Genomic DNA, 19,258 nt, shown 5'->3' with positions numbered 1-19,258 from the left:
CCCCGCCCGACGACTAGCGCCTCGTCGGGCCCCCCCCCCGCCCGCGCGCGCGGGACGCCGGCCCCCGCGAGGGGTCATATGTCCCGATCTCGAGGTGCCATAAGTCCCGATCTCGGGCTCAGGAGGGGATGACCTCGGCGTCGAAGCGCTCGGCGTACTCCTCGGGCCCCAGCAGCTCGCCCTCGGAGGAGACCTCGACGGCGAAGAGCCAGCCCTCGCCGTAGGGGTCGGAGTTGACCGTCCCGGGCTCGTCCTCGAGCGCCTCGTTGACCGCGACGACGGTCCCGGTCACCGGGGAGAAGATGTCCGAGACGGACTTGGTCGACTCCAGCTCGCCGCAGGGGGCGCCGGCCTCAACGGTCGAGCCGACCTCGGGGAGCTCGACGAAGACGACCTCCCCGAGCGCGTCGGCCGCCACGGCCGTGATGCCGACCCGCGCCGGGGTCGAGGAGTCGAGCCACTCGTGCTCGGCCGAGTAGCGCAGGTCGGTACGGACGGGCTGACGTGCCATGGTGGGCTCCTTCAGTGGGTTCTCGGGTGGAATCGGTTCTCAGCGAGGTCGTTTGTAGAAGGGCGCGGCGACCACCGTCATCGGGTAGTCCCGTCCCCGCACGTCGACGACCAGCTCGGTGCCCTCGGTCCAGTCGGGGGCGGCCTCGCCCTGGGAGGGGCCGAGCAGCGCCAGCGCGACGGGGTGGCCTAGGGTCGGGGAGAGCAGGCCGGAGGTGACGGTGCCGACCTGCCGGCCGTCGGCGTCGCGCACCGGGCATCCGGCCCGAGCTGCCCGACGGCCCCTCCCGGCCAGGGCCACGAGCCGCAGCGTGCCGGGCTCGCCCTCGCCGCGAGCCCGGCGCTCCAGGGCGGCACGGCCCACGAAGTCGGGCTTGTCGAGAGCAACGACGGCGCCCAGGGAGGCATCGAAGGGAGTGATCGCCTCGGTCAGCTCCTGGCCGTACAGGGGCATGCCCGCCTCCAGGCGCAGGGAGTCCCGCGCCGCCAGCCCGCAGGGGGTCAAGGCCGGCAGCGGCTCCGTGCCCGCCCCGGGGCCGGCGCCGGGCCCGGGGGCAAGCCCGGCGGCGTGGGAGGTGATGACCGTCCACAGGTCGACGGCGTCCTCGGCCCCGCAGAACAGCTCGAAGCCGTCCTCACCCGTGTACCCGGTGCGCGCCAGGAGCACGGCGTGCCCGGCGGCAGTGGCCCGCACCGCGGCGTAGTAGCGCAGGCGCGCCAGGATGCCGGGGCCGCACAGGACGTCGGGCTCACCGCAGTCCTCGGTCTCGGCGGGGTCCTGGACCGGCCGCAGGGCCGCCGGGATCCCGGCGCCGGACTCCACGACTCCGCGCAGGATCTCCTCGGCGCGCGGGCCCTGGACGGCGATGAGCGCCATCGACAGCGACAGGTCCGCCACGGCGCACTCGAAACCGGCGCAGCGCTCTGCCAGGGCGGCGGCCACGCGCTCGCGGTTGCCGGCGTTGGGCACGACGAGGTATTCCTCCTCACCGACGTGGTAGACGATGAGGTCATCGATGATCCCACCGTCGGCAGCGACGATCATCGTGTAGCGGGCCCGGCCGATGGCCACCGCCGAGATCCGCCCCACCAGGGCGTGGTCGAGGGCGGCCACCGCCCCGGGCCCGGTCACCTTGACCTCGCCCATGTGGGACAGGTCGAACAGCCCGGCGCTGCGGCGCACCGCGTGGTGCTCGGCGAGGTCGGAGGTGTAGCGCAGGGGCATCTCCCAGCCGCCGAAGTCGGTGAAGACCGCCCCCTGAGCGGCGTGCACCGAGTGCAGGGGAGTGGTGCGCAGCAGGGGGGCCGGCTCGGGTCGGTGGTTCATCAAGCATCCTTCCCGGCGCCGGCGGCCGCGCCGGCGCCCGTGGTGTCCTCAGTGGTGTCGTAGGCGGCGGGAGCCGGGCAGGTGCACATGAGGTTGCGGTCCCCCCAGGCGTTGTCGATGCGCGCCACCGGCGGGAAGTACTTGTCCCGCTCCATCCCCGCCAGGGGGAAGGCGGCCTGCGAGCGCGGGTAGGGCCGGTCCCAGCCGTCGGCCGCGACCTGGGCCAGGGTGTGCGGGGCCCGGCGCAGCACCGAGTCCTCGACGGCGACGGCGCCGGAGGCGACCTGCTCGATCTCGGAGTGGATCGAGCGCATCGCGGCGACGAAGCGGTCGAGCTCGGCCAGGGGCTCGGACTCGGTGGGCTCGGCCATGAGGGTGCCGGCCACCGGGAAGGACAGCGTCGGGGCGTGGAGGCCGTAGTCGATGAGGCGCTTGGCCACGTCCTCAGCGGTCACGCCGGTGGCCTGGGTCAGGGGGCGCAGGTCGAGGATGCACTCGTGGGCCACGAAGCCGGCGGCGTCGGTGTACAGCGTGGGGTAGCAGTCGGCCAAGGAGCGCGCGAGGTAGTTGGCGTTGGCGATCGCCGTCAGGGACAACTCCCGCAGGTCGGCGTCGTCGAGCAGGGCCAGGTAGGTCCAGGCCAGGGGCATGACCCCGGCCGAGCCGAAGCGCGCCCCCATGACCGCCGGCCCGGAGAACCCGGCGTCGGGGTCGCCCTCCTCGGGGGCGGCCGAGCCCGAGGGGCCGGCGGGCAGGTGCGCCGCCAGGTGCTCCTTGGCCACGACGGGCCCCACCCCCGGGCCCCCGCCCCCGTGGGGGACGGCGAAGGTCTTGTGCAGGTTGAGGTGGGAGACGTCCCCGCCCAGGTCGCCGGGGCGCAGCAGGCCGGTCAGCGCGTTGAGGTTGGCCCCGTCGATGTAGACCTGCCCGCCTGCCTGGTGGACCAGATCAGCAACCTGGGCGACGTGGGGCTCGAAGACCCCGTGGGTCGAGGGGTAGGTCAGCATGATCGCCGCCACCCGGTCGCCGTGCTGGTCGAGCTTGGCACGCAGGTCCTCCATGTCGATCGACCCGTCGGCGGCGGTGGCCACCACGGCCACCGCCAGCCCGGCGCCGGCCGCCGAGGCGGCGTTGGTGCCATGGGCCGAGGCGGGCACGAGGCACAGGTCCCGCTGCTCCTGCCCCTGGGCCCGCAGGTAGCCGCGGATCGCCAGGAGCCCGGCGAGCTCGCCCTGCGCCCCCGAGGCGGGCTGGAGGCTGCACCGGTCGTAGCCGGTCAGGCGGGCCAGGCGGTCGGCGAGCTGGCAGAGCATGCGCCGCCACCCGCGGGTCTGGGCGGCGGGGGCGTAGGGGTGGATCCCGGCCAGGCCGGGGGCCAGCCAGGCCGCCGACTCGACAGCGGCGTTGAGCTTGAGGGTGCACGACCCCAGGGGGATCATCGTGCGGTCCAGCGCCAGGTCGCGGTCGGCCAGACGGCGCAGGAAGCGCACCATCGCCGCCTCGGAGCGGTAGAGGTGGAAGCTCGGGTGGGTGAGGAAGGCGCTGGAGCGCTCCAGGCCGGCGGGCAGGGCGAAGTCCTCCGCCTCGCCCTCATCGCCCAGGACCGCGCCGGGGGCCAGGGCGCTCAGGACGGCTGCGGCGTCGGCCTCGGTGGTCGTCTCGTTGGTCGACAGCCCGACATGATCCTCATCGAGCAGACGCAGGTTGTAGCCGGCCTGCTCGGCCAGGGCCACCGCCTGAGCGGCGCCGCCGGGCAGGGTCACGCTCAGAGTGTCGAAGAAGGCCTTGTGCTCCAGGCCCACCCCGGCCCGCCGCAGCCCGGCGGCGATGCGCGCGGCCATGGCATGAGTGCCGCGGGCGATGGCGCGCAGGCCCTCGGGGCCGTGATGGACGGCGTAGAAGGCGGCCACCACCGCCAGGAGTGCCTGGGCGGTGCAGATGTTGGAGGTGGCCCGCTCCCGGCGGATGTGCTGCTCGCGGGTCTGGAGTGCCAGGCGGAGGGCCTCGGCGCCCTCGGCGTCGTGGGAGACCCCGACCAACCGTCCGGGCACCTGACGCTGGAGCGCCTCGGTGACCGCCATGAAGCCGGCGTGCGGGCCGCCGAAGAACAGCGGCACCCCCAGTCGCTGGGCAGAGCCGACGGCGATGTCGGCGCCCACCGCGCCGGGCTCGGTGAGCACCGTCAGCGCCAGGGGGTCGGCGTCGACGGCCACCAGGCCGCTGCGGCCGTGCACGGCGGACACGACGGGCGCCAGATCGGCCACGGCGCCCCGGGTGCTCGTGTGGGCCAGGACCGCTCCGACCAGCGGCTCGCCGGCCAGGAGCGCGGGGTCAGTCATCTCCTGGGCGGTCGCGACGACGGCGCGGATCCCCAGCGGCTCGCAGCGGGCCTGGGCGACCTCGAGGCACTGGGGGTGCAGGCCGGCATCGAGCAGGACGGCTCGCCCGACGGCCCGGCGGGAGGCCCGCGCCATGAGCGTGACCGCCTCGGCCACGGCGGTGGCCTCGTCGAGCAGGGAGGCACAGGCGACCGGCAGGCCGGTCAGGTCCGACACGACGGTCTGGAAGAGCAGCTGGGCCTCCAGACGGCCCTGACTGATCTCGGCCTGGTAAGGGGTGTAGGCGGTGGTCCAGGCGGGGTTGGACAGCACGTCGCGCACGATGACCGCCGGAGTGTGGCACGGGTGGTAGCCCCGGCCGATCATCTCGGTGTGGGGGTCGTTGAGGGCGGCGAGCTCGCCGAGCGCGGCGATCGCCTGCGGCTCGGACAGTCCGCCGCCGGCGGCCGAGGGGGGCGTGTGCTCGACGGCCGCCAGCGCGGGCAGCCCATCGGGCACGACCCGGGCGGCCAGCTCCTCCAGGTCGGCCACACCGATCCGCTCCAGGACGGTGGCCAGCTCCGGGGGGCGGAGGCCGATGTGACGGGTGGAGAAGGCGGGGTGCGCCGAGGCACCCGGGGCGGCGCTACGTCGAGCCATGAGATCCTCCGGTCGGACACGAGTCAGGCCCACATCATAGGGGCAGGCCACCTGTGCAGCGCGACGGCCGCGGCCGCGTGCTCAGGGGGCGTCGGAGGCCACGGCGATACCGGTGACGGTGGTCATCTCCTCGCTGGTGCGGGAGGTCAGGCGGCGGGCGGCCCGGCCGGCCAGCCACGACAGGCCCATGTTGATGACGACGAACAGCGCGGCGACGACGATGAGCGAGGGGATGAGGTTGGCCTTGGCGCTGCCCAGCAGGCTGCCGGCGGCCAGGAGCTCGGAGTAGGTGATGATGTAGCCCAGCGCCGTGTCCTTGAGGGCCACGATCAACTGGCTGACCAGCGCCGGAGTCATGGCGGCCAGCGCCTGGGGCAGCTCGATGAGCAGCCGGGAGCGCGAGCGCGTCAGGCCGATGGCCAGGGCTGCCTCGCGCTGGCCGGAGGGCAGGGAGTGGATGCCCGAGCGCACCAGCTCGGCCACGACCGAGCCGTTGTAGAGCGTCAGGGCGGTCACGACCCCCCAGAAGGCCGCCGAGGTCGGGGCGACGATGGTGGACTGGGACCCCAGGAAGTAGAAGAACAGCATGAGCACGAGCACCGGTACGGCGCGGAAGAACTCGACGACGAGCGTCGAGACCCAGCGCACGACGCGCAGGTCGCTCAGGCGGCCCAGGCCGAAGACGATCCCGAAGACGAAGGCCGCCACCACCGCCAGCGCGGAGGCCCGCACCGTGGCCCACAGGCCGGGCAGCAGGTAGTCCACCCAGGCCGACGCGGTGACGAACGGCTCCCAGCGCACGGCGTCGAACTGGCCCTTGGCGGCCAGGCCGATGACGACCCAGGCGGCCAGCGCCACGATGACGAGCACACCGATGACATTGCCCAGGCGCTCACGGCGCAGGGCCCGAGGGCCGGGCAGGTCGTACAGGACAGAGTGGTCGTTCATCGTGCCACCGCCAGCTTTCGGGACAGGGACGTCGTGATCAGGCCGATCGGCAGGACGATGAGGGTCCAGCCCACGGCGAACAGCAGGAAGACCGACACGACGTGCTGCGGGGAGAACTCGAACATGTCGGACATGACGGAGGCGGCCTGGGCCACGCCGGCCGCCGAGGCCACGGTCGTGTTCTTGGCCAGGGCGATGAGGGTGTTGCCCAGGGGGGCCACCGCGCCGCGCAGGGTCTGGGGCAGGACGACCAGACGCATCGTGGGGATGAAGCCCAGGCCGATGGCCCGGGCGGCCTCGGCCTGGCCGGGAGGCACGGTGTTGAGCCCCGAGCGCAGGGCCTCGCACACGAAGGTGGCGGTGTAGACCGACAGCCCCAGCACCGTCAGCCAGAAGGAGTTCCGTGCCAGCCACTGGTCGCCGCCGCGCCCCGACAGCACGATCCCGAGCTGGCCGTACAGGCCCAGGGAGCAGGCCAGGATGATGAGGGTCAGGGGGATGTTCATGACGACGTTGACGAAGGCGGCGGCCGCACCGCGCAGGGAGGCCATGGGGCAGACCCTCATGATCATGAGGACGGTGCCGATGAGGGCCGAGCCGATCGCCGCCAGGACGGTCAGCTCGATGTTGACCATGAAGGCGCCTAGGACGTCGTACTGGGCCAGAAGATCACCCATGGGTCCTCCTGTCGGGTTCGGCGCGCTGCTGCGCGGCGGGGGCGGTCGGCTGCGGGGCGGGGGTCCGGGCTGTCAGTCGCACAGGCCCGGGTCGACGGTGGGCGGGTTGAGCTCGGGGTTGGGCGTGAAGGAGCTGCCGACGTTCTCCTCCAGGAGACGCTCCCACGTGCCATCCTCGATGAGCCCGGTGATGGCTGCGCTGATCGCCTCGCACCGCGGGGAACCCTGGGGCAGGCCGACGCCGTACTGCTCCTCGGTGAAGGTCTGCCCCACCAGGTGCATCGACCCGGCGTACAGGGGCTGGGCGGCGAAGCCGGCCAGGATGATGTCGTCGGTGGTCACCGCGTCGACGGTGCCCGCGGCGAGGAACTCGACGCACTGGGCGTAGGTGCGCACGGGGAAGAGCTGGACGGAGCTGGAGTACTCCTCGCGAATCGTCTGGGCCGAGGTCGAGCCCTCGACCGAGCACAGGATGCGCCCGTCGAGGTCGTCGGGACCGGTGATCTCGGAGCCCTCGGCCACGAGCAGGTCCTGGCCGGCCACGAAGTAGGGGCCGGCGAAGGTGATCTTCTCCCGGCGCGCCTCGGTGATCGAGTAGGTCGCCAGGATCATGTCGACCTGACCGTTGGCCAGCATCGTCTCGCGCTGGGCCGAGACCGTCTGGACCCAGATGATCTCGTCCTCGGTGTAGCCCAGCTCGGCGGCCAGGGCCCGACCCATGTCAGCGTCGAAACCGGTGTAGTGGGAGCCGTCCTTGAGGCCCAGCCCGGGCTGGTCGAACTTGATGCCGATGCGGATGGTGTGCTCGGAGGCCTCCGGGCCCGACCCGCAGGCCGTCAGGGCCCCGCACAGCGCCAGGCACGCCGCCACGGCGCAGGCCAGCAGGCGGCGGCGCGCCGACCCTGGGCGGCGCCGTGGTCCCGCTGCGCGGCGGGGTGGGAGCACGTGCATGACCGGCCTCCTGCCTGTGGACGACGGGTGATCAGTGGGCGCTCACCCACCGGTCAGTGGGTTCAGTGGGTGATGAGCTTGGACAGGAAGTCCTTGGCGCGCTCGGTGCGCGGGTGGGAGAAGAACTCCTCGGGAGGCGCCTGCTCGACGACGGCTCCGTCGGCCATGAAGACGACGCGGTCGGCGGCCTTGCGGGCGAAGCCCATCTCATGGGTGACGATGATCATCGTCATCCCCTCGGCGGCCAGCTCGGTCATGACGTCGAGGACCTCGTTGACCATCTCGGGGTCCAGGGCGCTGGTCGGCTCATCGAAGAGCATGACCTTGGGGCGCATCGCCAGGGCGCGCGCGATGGCCACGCGCTGCTGCTGGCCGCCGGAGAGCTGGGCGGGGTACTTCGCGGCCTGGTCGGCCACGCCGACCCGCGACAGCAGCCCGCGCGCCAGGGTCTGGGCCTCCTCCTTGGCCATGCCCCGGACCTTGATCGGCCCCAGGGTGACGTTCTCCAGGATCGTCTTGTTGGCGAAGAGGTTGAAGGACTGGAAGACCATGCCGACGTCGGCGCGCAGGCGGGCCAGCTCCTTGCCCTCCTCGGGCAGCTCCCGGCCGTCGATGACGATCCGCCCGCTGCCAATGGACTCCAGGCGGTTGATGGCCCGGCACAAGGTGGACTTGCCCGAGCCCGAGGGACCCAGGACGACAACGACCTCACCGCGGCTGACCGAGAGGTTGACGTCCTTGAGGACGTGGAGGTCGCCGAAGTGCTTGTTGACTCCGACCAGCTCGACGAGCACCGCCGGGGAGCTCGTCTCAGGGCCAAGGGGTGGAGGCGTCATAACCGTGATGACAGCACCACCGCGTTTCCGTGATCGATCAGATATGTGTCGATCACGTCACAGCCCGGTCCGGTCCCGTGCCCGCCGCCGAACCTCCCGGCCCGACTGCGGCAGTACAGGCCGGCACCGGCCTGTGCCGGCCTGTGCCGGCATGTGCCGGCCGGGCGATCCCTTAGACTGCCCGGCGATGACCGCCCCGACGCCGACCGCCGTTGTCCCCGCCCCCTCCGCGCTCCGGGGCGGGGCACCCCGCACCTATCACGTGCGCACCCTGGGCTGCCAGATGAACGTCCACGACTCCGAGCGCATGGCCGGCCTGCTCGAGTCCGCCGGCTACCGGCGCGCCCAGGACGTGCCCGAGGCCGCGGCCCGGGCCACCCGGGCCGGCGACGGCGGCGCCGACGTCGTCATCGTCAACACCTGCTCGGTGCGGGAGAACGCCGCCACCCGTCTGTTCGGCAACCTCGGCCAGCTCGCCGCGGTCAAGCGCGAGCGCCCCGGCATGCAGATCGCCGTCGCGGGCTGCCTGGCCCAGCAGATGGGGCAGGGGATCGTCGAGCGGGCCCCGTGGGTCGACGTCGTCTTCGGCACCCACAACCTCGACGTCCTGCCGGCCCTGCTCGAGCGGGCCCGCCACAACGAGGCGGCGGCCGTCGAGATCGAGGAGTCCCTCCAGGTCTTCCCCTCCACCCTGCCCAGCCGCCGGGAGTCGGCCTACGCGGCATGGGTGTCCATCGCCGTGGGCTGCAACAACACGTGCACCTTCTGCATCGTGCCCTCCCTGAGGGGCAAGCAGCGCGACCGCCGCCCCGGGGAGGTCCTGGCTGAGATCGAGGCCGTGGCCGCCCAGGGCGCCATCGAGGTGACCCTCCTGGGCCAGAACGTCAACTCCTACGGCGTGGGCTTCGGTGACCGGGGGGCCTTCGCCAAGCTGCTGCGGGCGGCCGGGGCGGTCGAGGGCATCGAGCGGGTGCGCTTCACCAGCCCTCACCCCGCCGCCTTCACCGACGACGTCATCGAGGCCATGGCCGAGACCCCGACCGTCATGGAGTCGCTGCACATGCCGCTGCAGTCCGGCTCGGACCGGGTCCTGCGGGCCATGCGCCGGTCCTACCGCGCCGAGCGCTTCCTGGGCATTCTCGAGCGGGTCCGCGAGCGCATGCCGCACGCGGCCATCACGACCGACATCATCGTCGGCTTCCCCGGGGAGACCGAGGAGGACTTCACGGCCACGCTCGAGGTGGTCGAGAAGGCGCGCTTCGCCTCGGCCTTCACCTTCGAGTACTCCCCGCGGCCGGGGACACCGGCGGCCGACCTGGCCGAGCAGGTGCCCGCCGAGGTGGTCAAGGAGCGCTACGCCCGGCTCGATGCGCTGGTGCGGCGCATCACCCATGAGGAGAACGCGGCCCAGGAGGGGCGGGTGGTCGAGGTGCTGATCGCCGAGGGCGAGGGCCGGCGCGACGCGGTGACCGCACGGGTCTCGGGCAGGGCGGCGGACAACCGGCTCGTCCACCTTGCCCTGCCGGCGGGCATGGACGCCGAGGACCACGCCGGGGGAGCGCCGCGTCCCGGCGACCTGGTGACGGTGCGCGTCACCCACGGGGCGCCCCACCACCTCATCGCCGACTCCGCCCGGTGCGGTGAGCCGCTGAGTGCTGAGCGCGCGGCCGCCAACGAGGCACTGGCCCCCGGGGAGCGCGTGTGGCACGACCACGGCCCGGCCCTGTTCGAGGTGCGCCGCACCCGGGCCGGGGACGCCTGGGAGCGGCGCCGGGTCGAGGCCTGTGCGGCCCCCGAGGCCGACACCGCCCCGGTGTCCATCGGCATGCCGCGGCTGCGCGTGGGCGCGCCCGGCGGCAGCGGTACGCCGGTGGCGACCCCGGTCTGAGCGACGAATAAGGCGGTGGCCAGGCCGTCGGCCACCGCGCAGTGCTGGGCCACCACCCAGGAGGCGGCCACGGCCGCCGATCCGGTGACCGGACGACCGGTCAGGGCGTTGAGGATGTGGTGGAGCTCCGGCCCCCACGTGCGGCGGGTCGCGCCCGAGGCGCACAGGGCGCCGTGTCGGAGATCGACCACTCCGAGGACCTGCCCGGCCCTCGGGCGGGCGGGATCCTCCAGGCCGATGCGCACGGGCTCATAGCTGTGTACGAGGATGTCGCCGCCGGCGTCGACGACGATCTCGTCGAATCCGGCAGCACCGAGCCAGCCGGCGAGCTGATCGGCCAGGAAGCCCTTGCCTGCGGCGCCCACGTCCACCAGGAGGGGCGTACTGAGCACCAGCTGGTCGCCGGCGTGGCGGGCGGCCTGCGCCCACGTGGCCCGGCCGTGGGCGGCGCCCAGGCGCCGGGCGGCGCCGTCGCGGACGGTGAAGGTGTGTCGCGGGTTGTAGCCGAGCTCGAGCAGGTCGGCGCCCACCAAGGGGTCCACCGCCCCGCCGGTGGCCCGGTGGAGACGGTCGTAGAGGTCCAGCAGGTGCCGCGAGCCCGGGGGCAGGTCCAGCACGACCGAGCCCCGCCCGCCTCGCGGCACCGCGCCCCGGGCGGGAGGACACCGACGACCAGGACGACGGCACCCTCTACGCGCCCCTGACCGTCATCCAGGACATGACCGGCCTCCACGGCCTGGTCCAGGAGGTGGAGGTCAAGGCCCTGACGACTCCCGAGAACGACCTGTCGCGCAAGGCGGCCCGCAACCCCAAGGTCCTGTCCTCCGCGGAGTGGGAGACCTGGTACTGCACCGCCTATCCCTCCTCGATCGCCTACCAGATCGCGGAGGTCATCCCCGGGGCGGTGGCCAAACAGGTCCGGCAGGTCGCCGCCGTCGAGGGCGAGGTCCTGGAGAAGACCCAGGCACTCATGATCCTCATGACCGCCCTGAGCCTGGTCGCCGCAGCCCTGGCAGTGGCCTCGCTGACCACCGCCTCCCTGGTCGAGCGCAGTGGCGAGCTCGCCCTGCTCAAGGCGGTGGGCGCCTCCACCGACTCGATCAACCGGCTGGTCCTGGCCGAGACCGCCGTCATCGGCGCGGTCGGCACCCTGGTGGGATTCCTGGTCGGCTCGGGCCTGGCCCAGCTCATCGGGCAGGTCGTCTTCGAGTCCTCGATCGCCATGCGACCCATGGTCTACATGCTCGTCACCGTGCTGGTGTCGCTCGTCCTGCTGGCCTCCACGGCCTCCTCGACCCGCACCATCCTGAGGAACCAACCGGCCACTGCCCTGCACAGGAGATGACCAGGATGATCAGGCGCGGGACACGCACCACACCCGTGGACGCCGGTGACGCCGGACGCCCCATGACCAACCGCCGAATGTTCCTCACCATGCTGCGCGGCGCCATGCTGCGCAGGCGCTCGCGGGCGGTGGCCGCCCTCGGCTCCTCGACTGTGGGGGCGGCGACACTCTTCTGCCTCGCCGCGGTCTGTCTGGCGGTCCCCGCCCAGATGAGTGCGCAGATGCGCCAGTTCGGGGCCAACCTCATCGTCGTGCCCGCCTCCCGGGGAGCCGCCTCAGACCAGGCTGCGCGCATCAGCGCCGAGGACGTCGCCGTCCTCGACCAGGCCGTGTCCTCCGCCACGACGGCGCCGGACCAGGAGGCCGGGGAGCAGGAACAGGGCCTGCGCGTGCGATGGCGCGTGTCCGGCGTCGTCGACACCGGAGGCCAGGAGGATGACATCCTCTATGTGCCCACCGCCGGGCTCGAGGAGCTGACCGGCTCCTCCGCCGCCGGATTCGACGTCGTGGAGTACTCGGTGGACACGACCGCCGTCACGGTTGAAGCAGCGGCCCGGGACGTCGAGGCGTCCGGTTCCGGTGACCATGTCCAGGCCAAGCCGGTGACCAGGATGACCAGTGGTGACGAGCGCGTCATCACCATGCTCAACACGCTGTTCTGGATGGTGGCCGTCGTGGCCTCCGTGCCACCGGTGCGCCGGGCATCTCGCATCGACCCCGCACTCGTTCTCAGGGAGGAATGACATGTTGCTCGAGCTGAGAAACGTCTCGAAGATCTACCGCGACCTGCACGCCCTGGCCGACCTCAGTCTGGATGTGCCCCGCGGTCACAGTGGTTGTCGGTCGTCGGCTCCTCGGGGTCCGGCAAGACCACCCTCATGAACATCATCGGCTGCATGGACACCCCCACCACGGGGTCGGTGAGGCTGGACGGCCGCGAGCTCGGCAGGCTCAGCGCCTCCCAACTGACCGACATCCGCAAGAACGTCATCGGGCTGGTCTTCCAGCAGTTCCACCTCATCCCTCACCTGACGGCCGTGGAGAACGTCATGGTCGCGCAGTACTACCATTCGATGACCGACCGGGACGAGGCGCTGCACGCCCTGAAGGACGTGGGGCTGGCCGACCGGGCCCACCGTCTGCCCTCCCAGCTCTCTGGAGGCGAGCAGCAGCGCGTGTGCATCGCCCGGGCACTGATCAACCACCCCGAGCTCGTCCTGGCCGACGAGCCCACCGGCAACCTCGACGAGTCCAACGAACGGATCGTCCTGGACATCTTCCGTCGGTTGCACGCCTCAGGCACCACCCTCGTCGTCGTCACCCACGAACCGACCGCCGGCCCCTACGCCGACGGCGAGTACTCCGCCACCGAGGACTATGGCGTCGTCGACGGCCTCATCGAGCAGGACTCCATCGACGTGACCCTGACGCTGCGCGACGGCCGCATCACGCAGGTCTCGGTGAGCGGCGACGGCCTGACCGACACCTCCAGGGACTTCATCGCCGGTTTCGCCCAGGAGGTCGACGGTGTCGTGGTCGGACGCAGCGTCGAGGACGCCCACGTCACGGTCCTGGCCGGGGTCTCGAAGACCTCAGAAGCCTTCAACGACGCCGTGGACGCGATCGCAGAGCAGGCCCGTCGCGCGGCCTCGGGCACGGGCGACGGGGGCTGCTGACGGGGGCCGCAACCCCCTGAGGCGGCGCCGGTACCGACCTCGCCCGAGCTGCCTCCAGCCCTCGCCACCGATCTCGAGCTGTCATATGTCCCGATCTCGAGGTGTCATATCTCCCGATCTCGGCGATGGGCCGGGCGCCGGACACACCTCACCGGCCCCAGACCCATGGGCCCAGGCTGTGCCTCCCACCCACCCTGAGGAATCGATCATCTAGGGTGGACCCATGCCCCAGTCCGGTCCTGCGAATCCACCCGCGGGCGCTCCCGCCCCCGCCGTGCCCACGCCGGTGGACAATGAGCGGGTCGTGGCCTGCGTGCAGCGGCTGGACCTGCGCTTCTTCATCAACGACGAGGGGCATGTCGGCATCCCCTGGCGGTATGTCACCGTTCGGGTCCTGTTCCCAGGGGCCGGGGTCCTGCAGCTGCGGGGGACCTGGTTCCGCATCGCCGACACCGAGCACCTGGGTGGCCTGCGGCGCCTGGTCGAGGAGTGGAACGCCACGAGGATCGGGCCCAAGGCCTACCTGACCATCGCCGACGGCGGTGTCGTGCGCCTCCACGGCGAGGTCGCCTACCCCCTGGATGCAGGCATGAGCGACGCCCAGCTCGAGGACTTCATCATGACCGGCTGCCGGCTCATCGTCGCCCTCATCCGGGAGGCCGAGCTCCACTTCCCCGACCCGCTGCGAGGGGGGCTCGAGCCGTGAGCGTCAGGCGCCGGGGCGAGAGGCTCACCGACTTCATCGCGCGGCTCGTGGCCAAGCGCTGGGACGAGCGCGTGGTCGAGAGAACCACACCCCGTCCCGGTGGTGCCGCCCCCCAACGCGTCGCGCCCCATCGCCCCGCACATACCTCGGAGACCCCTCATGCCGGCCCGGGTGTCCCCGGAGCCCAGGCGGCCGGGCGAGCCGGCGACCAGCAGCCCGAGGCGACCTCGCCCCTGACCCTGGAGCGGGTCGAGGACGTCATCACCCGGTCCTTGGGCTATGAGGTGCAGCGCCACCTCGAGGACGGCCGCACGAGCCTGGTGGGGTTGTGGGGGTCCTACCCCTTCGTCTTCGAGATCCCTGAGGGTCACGAGGGCTGGCTCCTCATCGCGGGGGACTGGGAGGAGCCGGCCGGCCCCGCCACGCGTGACGAGCTGGCCGCCGCCATCAACGACTGGAACCGCGACAAGCTCTTTCCCACGGTGACCATCAACGACGCCCCCGGCGGCCCCTTTGTCCGGGCCACCTACCTCGTCGACCTCGCGGCGGGCGTGACCAGTGACCAGCTGCGTCTGCACGTCGACACGGCTCTGTTCTCCTGCACCCAGGCGCTCAGCCGGATCCGTCCCCTCCTGCCCGAGCTGTGAGCCTCCTGCGTCTGGCGGTCGTGGGCGCCACCGCCACCGGCAAGTCGGACCTCGCCCTCGACCTGGCCGACGCCCTGGGGGAGGCGGGTCTGCCCTGCGAGATCGTCAACGCCGACGCCTCCCAGCTCTACCGCGGCATGGACATCGGCACCGCCAAGCTGCCGGTGGCTGATCGCCGGGGCCACCCCCACCACCAGATCGACGTCCTTAACGTCGTCGAGGAGGCCTCGGTGGCGGCCTACCAGCGGTGCGCCCGCCGGGACCTGGAGGGCATCGAGCGCCGTGGGGCGCGCGGTGTCATCGTCGGCGGCTCGGGTCTCTACGTGCGTGCCGTCACCGACGCCCTGGAGTTCCCCGGCACCGACCCGCAGGTGCGCGCCGAGCTGGAGGGGCGAGCCGGCAGGGAGGGGACGGCCCGGCTCGTCCGGGAGCTCGAGAGGCTCGACCCGGCCGCCGCCGCGCGGATCGAGCCCTCCGACATGCGCCGGGTCGTGCGCGCCCTGGAGGTCATCCACCTGACCGGACGCCCCTTCACCGCCTCCCTGCCCCGCTACGCCGACCTCGTCCCCACCGTCCACCTGGCCCTGCGCATCGACCGGCAGGCGCTCAACCGCCGGATCGAGGCGCGCACCGCCGCCATGTTCGCCTCCGGCCTGGTCGCCGAGGCCGAGTCGCTCCTGGCCTGCGGCCTGCGCGAGGGGCCGACGGCCTCACGTGCCATCGGCTACCTCCAGGCCCTGGCCGTCATCGACGGGGTGATGAGCGTGCCGGAGGCGGTCGAGGCCACGGCGGCGGCCACCCGCAAGCTGGCCTCCCGCCAGCTCAAGTGGTTCAGGCGCGACCCGCGCATCCACTGGCTCGACGTCGGAGTCGACGCCCATGGCACGTGGTTGGAGGGGGAGCGCGAGCGGATCGTGGATGAGGCGCTCGGGCTCATCGTGCGCGCGCAGGAGGGCACCCACGGGGTCGCTTAGGCTTGCGCTCATGACAGCAGCCTGGGCACTGGCCGGACACGAGCTCATCAAGGGGCACGGCACGCAGAACGACTTCCTCGTGCTCCTCGACCCCGAGAGCGAGGTCGAGGTGAGCGCCGTCGACGTGGCCGCCGTGTGCGACCGGCGCGCGGGGATCGGCGCCGACGGCTTCGTGCGTGTCGTGCGCACCGCCCGGCTGCCGGGCGCCGAGGCCTTCCACGAGGCCGTCCCGGAGGCCGAGTGGTTCATGGACTACTACAACGCCGATGGCTCGGTGGCCGAGATGTGCGGCAACGCCTCCCGCCTGTTCGCCGCCGTCCTCGACGCCGAGGGCCTTGTCGCCCTGTCCGACGGCGAGGCGGTCACGATCGGCACGCGCGGTGGGGCCCGCACGGTGACCCGCAGCGGTGACCTGTGGACGGTGGACATGGGCCGTGCCCGCCTGCCCCGCACCGAGGGAGCCCAGGCCGATCCGCATGAGGAGGGCTGGGACACGGCTGTGACGGTCCCGGGGCTGGCTGGCCCCCGGGCGGGGCTGAGCCTGGCCATGCCCAACCCGCACACCGTGGTGGCACTGGCCGACGACGAGGAGCTGGTGGCTGCGGACCTGACCGGCCTGGCCGGCTCCGGGGCGCCGGTCCTCTACGACCCCGAGCCGCCGCGCGGCACCAACCTCGAGCTCGTCGTGCCCCTGGGCGAGCGCGTCGACCCCGCCACCGGTGAGCGTGTCGGCCTGGCCCGCCTGCGGGTCCTGGAGCGAGGGGTCGGTGAGACCCGCTCCTGCGGCACCGGCGGCTGCGCGGCCGCGGTCGCCCTCCACACTTGGGAGGGCGAGGGAGCCCCGGAGGACTACCTCATCGAGATGCCCGGCGGGCAGCTCGGGGTGCATGTGGGCACCGACCCCCTGGGATCGGATGAGACGGTCCTGCTCACCGGTCCGGCGACCATCGTCGGCCGGGTCACGCTCGTGTGACCCGCGGCCCCGAGCGGCGGCGCAGGGCCGTGGGGAGTCCTGCCCGTCCCCGGGGGGTGCCTGCGACGCCACAGCGCACCATAGGCTGGAGGCATGGAGAGCTTCGAGGATGTGCTCCGGGCCGCCGCACGCGAGGTCTTCCCCGGCGAGGAGGCCCACGTCGACGGCATCCATCTGCGCCTGACCCGCGACGGCACCACCGTCGCCGAGTACCTGTGCTCGATCCCCGAGCGCAACAGCCGCGGCCTGCCCTTCTCCGAGCGGGTCGCCGCGACGGTGGAGTACCTGCGCGCCTTCGACATCGAGGACACCCCCGGCTCCGAGGTGCCGTGGGACCGGCTCATGCCGCTGGTCCGCCCCGCCCAGCTCGTCCTGAACGCCCGGGTGGCGAGCAAGGTGGCCTGGCGACCCCTGGCCGAGCACCTGGTCACGATCGTCGGTGTCGACCACCCCGAGGTTACCAAGATGGTCGTCAAAGACGATGCCGAGTCATGGGGCGTCGGACGCGAGCAGCTGGACCAGGCGGCACGGGAGAACTTCCGGCGCTGCGAGTACCGCACGTCGATCGAGCCCATCGGTGCCACCGGGCAGGGCGCCGCCTTCGTCGTCAGCCCCTACGGCTACGAGCCCTCCTGGCTGACCATGCCCGAGGTCTTCGCCCGTCCGATCGGGGCGGTGGCCAACCCGGTCTACGGCATGTCCCGTCAGCTCGTCTTTCCGGTGTCCCGCAACGAGATCTTCGTCCTGCCCGAGGCCGACGAGGAGGCGGTGGCGGCCGCCATGCGCTACGCCGCCGAGATATACATCGACGACCCGCGCGCCATGCTCCCCTTCCCCCTGGTCGTCGAGCACGGGCGCCTGAGAGCCTGGCGCCGAGCGGGAACCCGCCTGGGTGAGATCGCCTGGGCGCAGCGGCGCCGCTACGTGCGCGACCAGTACGAGGCTCAGACCACGTGGCTCAACGACGCCCTGAGGAACGACCCGCAGCCACCCGATCCGCCGCCCACTGTCCTGCCCGTGGCGGGGCAGGGGATGCTGCCGACGGCGGTCGAGGTCGAGGAGGGCGCCGGTCAGCTCGTCCTGCCCGAGGTCGAGTACCTCGACCTGCGTTCGACCCGCGGCCGGGTGGTGGTGCCGTGGCCGCAGGCCGAGGAGATCCTGGGCCTCGAGCTGCTTCCGGGGTGGTGGCCGATGCGGTGGACCGTGGCTGCCTGGCCACCCCACCCCGGGCAGTGGGAGGCGTTGCGCCGTGCGCAGGTCGATCCCGAGGTCCTCGACCGCGAGCCCTTGACGTAGGGGCTCACGACGGTGGTGACACCGGTGCCCGGGGGCGATCGGCAGGCTCCGGCCCGGGGCCGCGCCTGGTATGGCGGCGGCCATGCGTGTACTGATACAATCAGTGTATTGATACACCGAATGGAGGGTCACGATGTCAGTCGTTCTGTGGGCATTGATCGCCGCCACGCTGTTGCCCTGCGCCGCGTCGAGCTGGAGGGGGTGGCTCGCCGAACGTCCCGATGATCGCACTGAGGCTTTTCTCTCCAGGCAGGGTCTCCCGCTTCCGCCCGGGCTGGGTGAGGTCGTGCGTGCGCGACTGCACGCCCGGACACGTGCCGCGCAGGTAGGGGGGTGGAGCGGTTGGGCGTTCGGGGCCGTTCTCGCGGTCGCCGCCCAGATGAGCGATGCTGCCAACATCGTGCCCGCCGTCTTGCTCGGGACAACGGCCCTCGGCGTCGCTGTGGGAGCGGTCGTCGGTGTCTCCCGGGCCATCGCCGACCTCTACCCCGACGCTCCCCGCGTGGCGCACGCCAGCGCTACGACCTGGAGGAGCTACTGCACCGACTGGGACCGCAGGGCCGTCCTGATCTCCATGGCCGCCGTTGGAGTCGCCTGCCTGACAAGCGTCGGGGTGTGGTCCCTGGCTCCGGTACCTCCGGACGGGGGACAATTGGTTCCCGTCGCAGTCCTGGTTGCTGGAGTATGTGTCCTCGCCGGGTCTGCCGCGCTCTTGTGCCTCGCGATGGCCTTGGCGGATCGCCCGCAACGTGCTCACTGCGATCTTGAGCTTGCATGGGAGGACGCGCTGCGATCCACCGCTGTCAGGGGGCTGCTCGATGTCGCCGTCGGTATCGGCCTCGTGGCGGTCCTCGGCGTTCTGGCGACCTCGACGACCTGGCTTGTCGATCCCGAGGTCCGTGCCAGGGGGATGGGGCTGACGGCGGCTCTGAGCGTGGCCGCCTTCGCCGTGGGGGTCCTGTGCTGGGCTGCCGCTCTGGTGCCGTGGCAGCTCGGACGACGGGTCCGCAACCCCTCACTCGTGCTGTGGCGGGGGCATGACTTTGCCGACGCCATGCTGAGGGCCGGGGCATGCTGACCGTCGACTCCGCCACGCAGATCCCGCCCTTCGAGCAGATCCGGGCGCAGTTGGCTGCGCAGATCACCTCGGGGCTCCTCGACGCCGGCGCGAGACTGCCATCCGTGCGACGGCTCGCCGCCGACCTGGGGGTGGCGCCCGGAACGGTCGCCCGGGCGTACCGCGAGCTCGAGCAGGCAGGGCTGGTCCATACCAACCGCCGCACGGGCACGAGCGTCGCACCGGTGCCTGCCCGACGGATGGATGATCGCACCCCCGTGGGTCTCACTGCGGAGTATGTCGCTGAGATGCGGGGGCTTGGCGTGAGTGACGCGGGGATCGTCGAAGCCGTCAGAGCGCGCCTGGCGGAGTCGGCCTGAACCGATGGTGTGCGACAGGTGACTCACTCACGTGCTCAGCACCCGTGAACCGCTAGAGCTCATGCGACCGCCGCCAGCTCATGCGCGTG

At 72.3% G+C, this 19,258-nt stretch carries 17 protein-coding genes and 2 pseudogenes; 11 read left to right on the top strand and 8 right to left on the bottom strand.

Annotated features, from left to right (window positions below; genetic code table 11):
- Positions 1–118 precede the first annotated feature (118 nt).
- From gcvH to Q4C85_RS02880, 7 genes are all read right to left on the bottom strand, one after another.
- Entirely contained in the window at positions 119–511 is a 393-nt protein-coding gene (gene gcvH / locus Q4C85_RS02910; protein WP_303139344.1) for a glycine cleavage system protein GcvH, read from the bottom strand.
- Positions 512–550: 39 nt separating this feature from the next.
- The gene (locus tag Q4C85_RS02905; RefSeq protein WP_303139342.1) at positions 551–1,837 is read right to left on the bottom strand and encodes a glycine cleavage system aminomethyltransferase GcvT; all 1,287 of its coding nucleotides are present in this window, start codon (positions 1,835–1,837) and stop codon (positions 551–553) included.
- Positions 1,837–4,815, bottom strand: a complete 2,979-nt coding sequence (gene gcvP, locus Q4C85_RS02900; protein ID WP_303139337.1) for an aminomethyl-transferring glycine dehydrogenase — start codon at positions 4,813–4,815, stop codon at positions 1,837–1,839. Before gcvP ends, Q4C85_RS02905 begins: the two co-directional genes overlap by 1 nt.
- Before the next feature lie 81 nt (positions 4,816–4,896).
- Positions 4,897–5,763, bottom strand: coding sequence for an amino acid ABC transporter permease (locus Q4C85_RS02895; RefSeq protein ID WP_303139336.1), 867 nt, complete (start codon positions 5,761–5,763; stop codon positions 4,897–4,899).
- Positions 5,760–6,440, bottom strand: a complete 681-nt coding sequence (locus Q4C85_RS02890) for an ABC transporter permease subunit (RefSeq protein WP_303139334.1) — start codon at positions 6,438–6,440, stop codon at positions 5,760–5,762. The genes Q4C85_RS02895 and Q4C85_RS02890 overlap by 4 nt, the downstream gene beginning before the upstream one ends.
- A gap of 72 nt (positions 6,441–6,512) precedes the next feature.
- Positions 6,513–7,391 (bottom strand): glutamate ABC transporter substrate-binding protein, encoded by an 879-nt coding sequence (locus Q4C85_RS02885; RefSeq protein ID WP_303139331.1) that lies wholly within the window; start codon positions 7,389–7,391, stop codon positions 6,513–6,515.
- A gap of 62 nt (positions 7,392–7,453) precedes the next feature.
- Positions 7,454–8,227, bottom strand: a complete 774-nt coding sequence (locus Q4C85_RS02880; protein ID WP_303139328.1) for an amino acid ABC transporter ATP-binding protein — start codon at positions 8,225–8,227, stop codon at positions 7,454–7,456.
- 187 nt (positions 8,228–8,414) lie between these two features.
- On the opposite strand from Q4C85_RS02880, the gene miaB reads away from it, so the two are divergent.
- Entirely contained in the window at positions 8,415–10,115 is a 1,701-nt protein-coding gene (gene miaB, locus Q4C85_RS02875; RefSeq protein ID WP_303139326.1) for a tRNA (N6-isopentenyl adenosine(37)-C2)-methylthiotransferase MiaB, read from the top strand.
- Positions 10,116–10,171: 56 nt separating this feature from the next.
- Here miaB and Q4C85_RS02870 read toward each other — a convergent pair.
- Positions 10,172–10,732, bottom strand: a pseudogene (locus Q4C85_RS02870) (FAD:protein FMN transferase); the annotation flags it as partial.
- Positions 10,733–10,833: 101 nt separating this feature from the next.
- Between Q4C85_RS02870 and Q4C85_RS02865 the strand changes: the two are divergent.
- The 10 genes and pseudogenes from Q4C85_RS02865 to Q4C85_RS02820 all read left to right on the top strand — a co-directional run bounded on the left by Q4C85_RS02865 (position 10,834) and on the right by Q4C85_RS02820 (position 19,169).
- Positions 10,834–11,460, top strand: coding sequence for an FtsX-like permease family protein (locus Q4C85_RS02865; protein WP_303139323.1), 627 nt, complete (start codon positions 10,834–10,836; stop codon positions 11,458–11,460).
- A 62-nt stretch (positions 11,461–11,522) separates the two neighbouring features.
- Positions 11,523–12,203: a hypothetical protein gene (locus tag Q4C85_RS02860; RefSeq protein ID WP_303139320.1), complete on the top strand. Its 681-nt coding sequence runs from the start codon at positions 11,523–11,525 to the stop codon at positions 12,201–12,203.
- A 1-nt stretch (position 12,204) separates the two neighbouring features.
- A pseudogene (locus tag Q4C85_RS02855) lies at positions 12,205–12,788 on the top strand (ABC transporter ATP-binding protein); the annotation flags it as partial.
- A 571-nt stretch (positions 12,789–13,359) separates the two neighbouring features.
- Positions 13,360–13,842 carry a YbjN domain-containing protein gene (locus tag Q4C85_RS02850; protein ID WP_303139317.1) on the top strand — a complete coding sequence of 161 codons (483 nt, stop codon included), beginning with the start codon at positions 13,360–13,362 and terminating at the stop codon, positions 13,840–13,842.
- Positions 13,839–14,489, top strand: coding sequence for a YbjN domain-containing protein (locus Q4C85_RS02845; RefSeq protein ID WP_303139315.1), 651 nt, complete (start codon positions 13,839–13,841; stop codon positions 14,487–14,489). The genes Q4C85_RS02850 and Q4C85_RS02845 overlap by 4 nt, the downstream gene beginning before the upstream one ends.
- A gap of 5 nt (positions 14,490–14,494) precedes the next feature.
- Positions 14,495–15,463: a tRNA (adenosine(37)-N6)-dimethylallyltransferase MiaA gene (miaA, locus tag Q4C85_RS02840; protein ID WP_303139370.1), complete on the top strand. Its 969-nt coding sequence runs from the start codon at positions 14,495–14,497 to the stop codon at positions 15,461–15,463.
- A gap of 10 nt (positions 15,464–15,473) precedes the next feature.
- Positions 15,474–16,436, top strand: a complete 963-nt coding sequence (dapF, locus tag Q4C85_RS02835; RefSeq protein ID WP_303139312.1) for a diaminopimelate epimerase — start codon at positions 15,474–15,476, stop codon at positions 16,434–16,436.
- Between the two features lie 93 nt (positions 16,437–16,529).
- Positions 16,530–17,732, top strand: coding sequence for a hypothetical protein (locus Q4C85_RS02830; protein ID WP_303139309.1), 1,203 nt, complete (start codon positions 16,530–16,532; stop codon positions 17,730–17,732).
- Between the two features lie 379 nt (positions 17,733–18,111).
- Complete coding sequence (locus Q4C85_RS02825) at positions 18,112–18,810, top strand: hypothetical protein (protein WP_303139306.1); 699 nt, start codon at positions 18,112–18,114, stop codon at positions 18,808–18,810.
- Positions 18,804–19,169, top strand: coding sequence for a GntR family transcriptional regulator (locus Q4C85_RS02820; protein ID WP_303139304.1), 366 nt, complete (start codon positions 18,804–18,806; stop codon positions 19,167–19,169). The genes Q4C85_RS02825 and Q4C85_RS02820 overlap by 7 nt, the downstream gene beginning before the upstream one ends.
- Positions 19,170–19,258 lie beyond the last annotated feature (89 nt).

The sequence above is a fragment of the Actinomyces sp. genome (genome assembly GCF_030524025.1).
Lineage (GTDB): Bacteria > Actinomycetota > Actinomycetes > Actinomycetales > Actinomycetaceae > Actinomyces.
This window is presented reverse-complemented; position numbering and strand designations above follow the sequence as displayed.

Coding starts and splice junctions, on each gene's coding strand:
- gcvH (WP_303139344.1), bottom strand. CDS start 511: ATGGCACGTCAGCCCGTCCGTACCGACCTGCGCTACTCGGCCGAGCAC.
- Q4C85_RS02905 (WP_303139342.1), bottom strand. CDS start 1,837: ATGAACCACCGACCCGAGCCGGCCCCCCTGCTGCGCACCACTCCCCTG.
- gcvP (WP_303139337.1), bottom strand. CDS start 4,815: ATGGCTCGACGTAGCGCCGCCCCGGGTGCCTCGGCGCACCCCGCCTTC.
- Q4C85_RS02895 (WP_303139336.1), bottom strand. CDS start 5,763: ATGAACGACCACTCTGTCCTGTACGACCTGCCCGGCCCTCGGGCCCTG.
- Q4C85_RS02890 (WP_303139334.1), bottom strand. CDS start 6,440: ATGGGTGATCTTCTGGCCCAGTACGACGTCCTAGGCGCCTTCATGGTC.
- Q4C85_RS02885 (WP_303139331.1), bottom strand. CDS start 7,391: ATGCACGTGCTCCCACCCCGCCGCGCAGCGGGACCACGGCGCCGCCCA.
- Q4C85_RS02880 (WP_303139328.1), bottom strand. CDS start 8,227: ATGACGCCTCCACCCCTTGGCCCTGAGACGAGCTCCCCGGCGGTGCTC.
- miaB (WP_303139326.1), top strand. CDS start 8,415: ATGACCGCCCCGACGCCGACCGCCGTTGTCCCCGCCCCCTCCGCGCTC.
- Q4C85_RS02865 (WP_303139323.1), top strand. CDS start 10,834: ATGACCGGCCTCCACGGCCTGGTCCAGGAGGTGGAGGTCAAGGCCCTG.
- Q4C85_RS02860 (WP_303139320.1), top strand. CDS start 11,523: ATGACCAACCGCCGAATGTTCCTCACCATGCTGCGCGGCGCCATGCTG.
- Q4C85_RS02850 (WP_303139317.1), top strand. CDS start 13,360: ATGCCCCAGTCCGGTCCTGCGAATCCACCCGCGGGCGCTCCCGCCCCC.
- dapF (WP_303139312.1), top strand. CDS start 15,474: ATGACAGCAGCCTGGGCACTGGCCGGACACGAGCTCATCAAGGGGCAC.
- Q4C85_RS02830 (WP_303139309.1), top strand. CDS start 16,530: ATGGAGAGCTTCGAGGATGTGCTCCGGGCCGCCGCACGCGAGGTCTTC.
- Q4C85_RS02825 (WP_303139306.1), top strand. CDS start 18,112: ATGAGCGATGCTGCCAACATCGTGCCCGCCGTCTTGCTCGGGACAACG.
- Q4C85_RS02820 (WP_303139304.1), top strand. CDS start 18,804: ATGCTGACCGTCGACTCCGCCACGCAGATCCCGCCCTTCGAGCAGATC.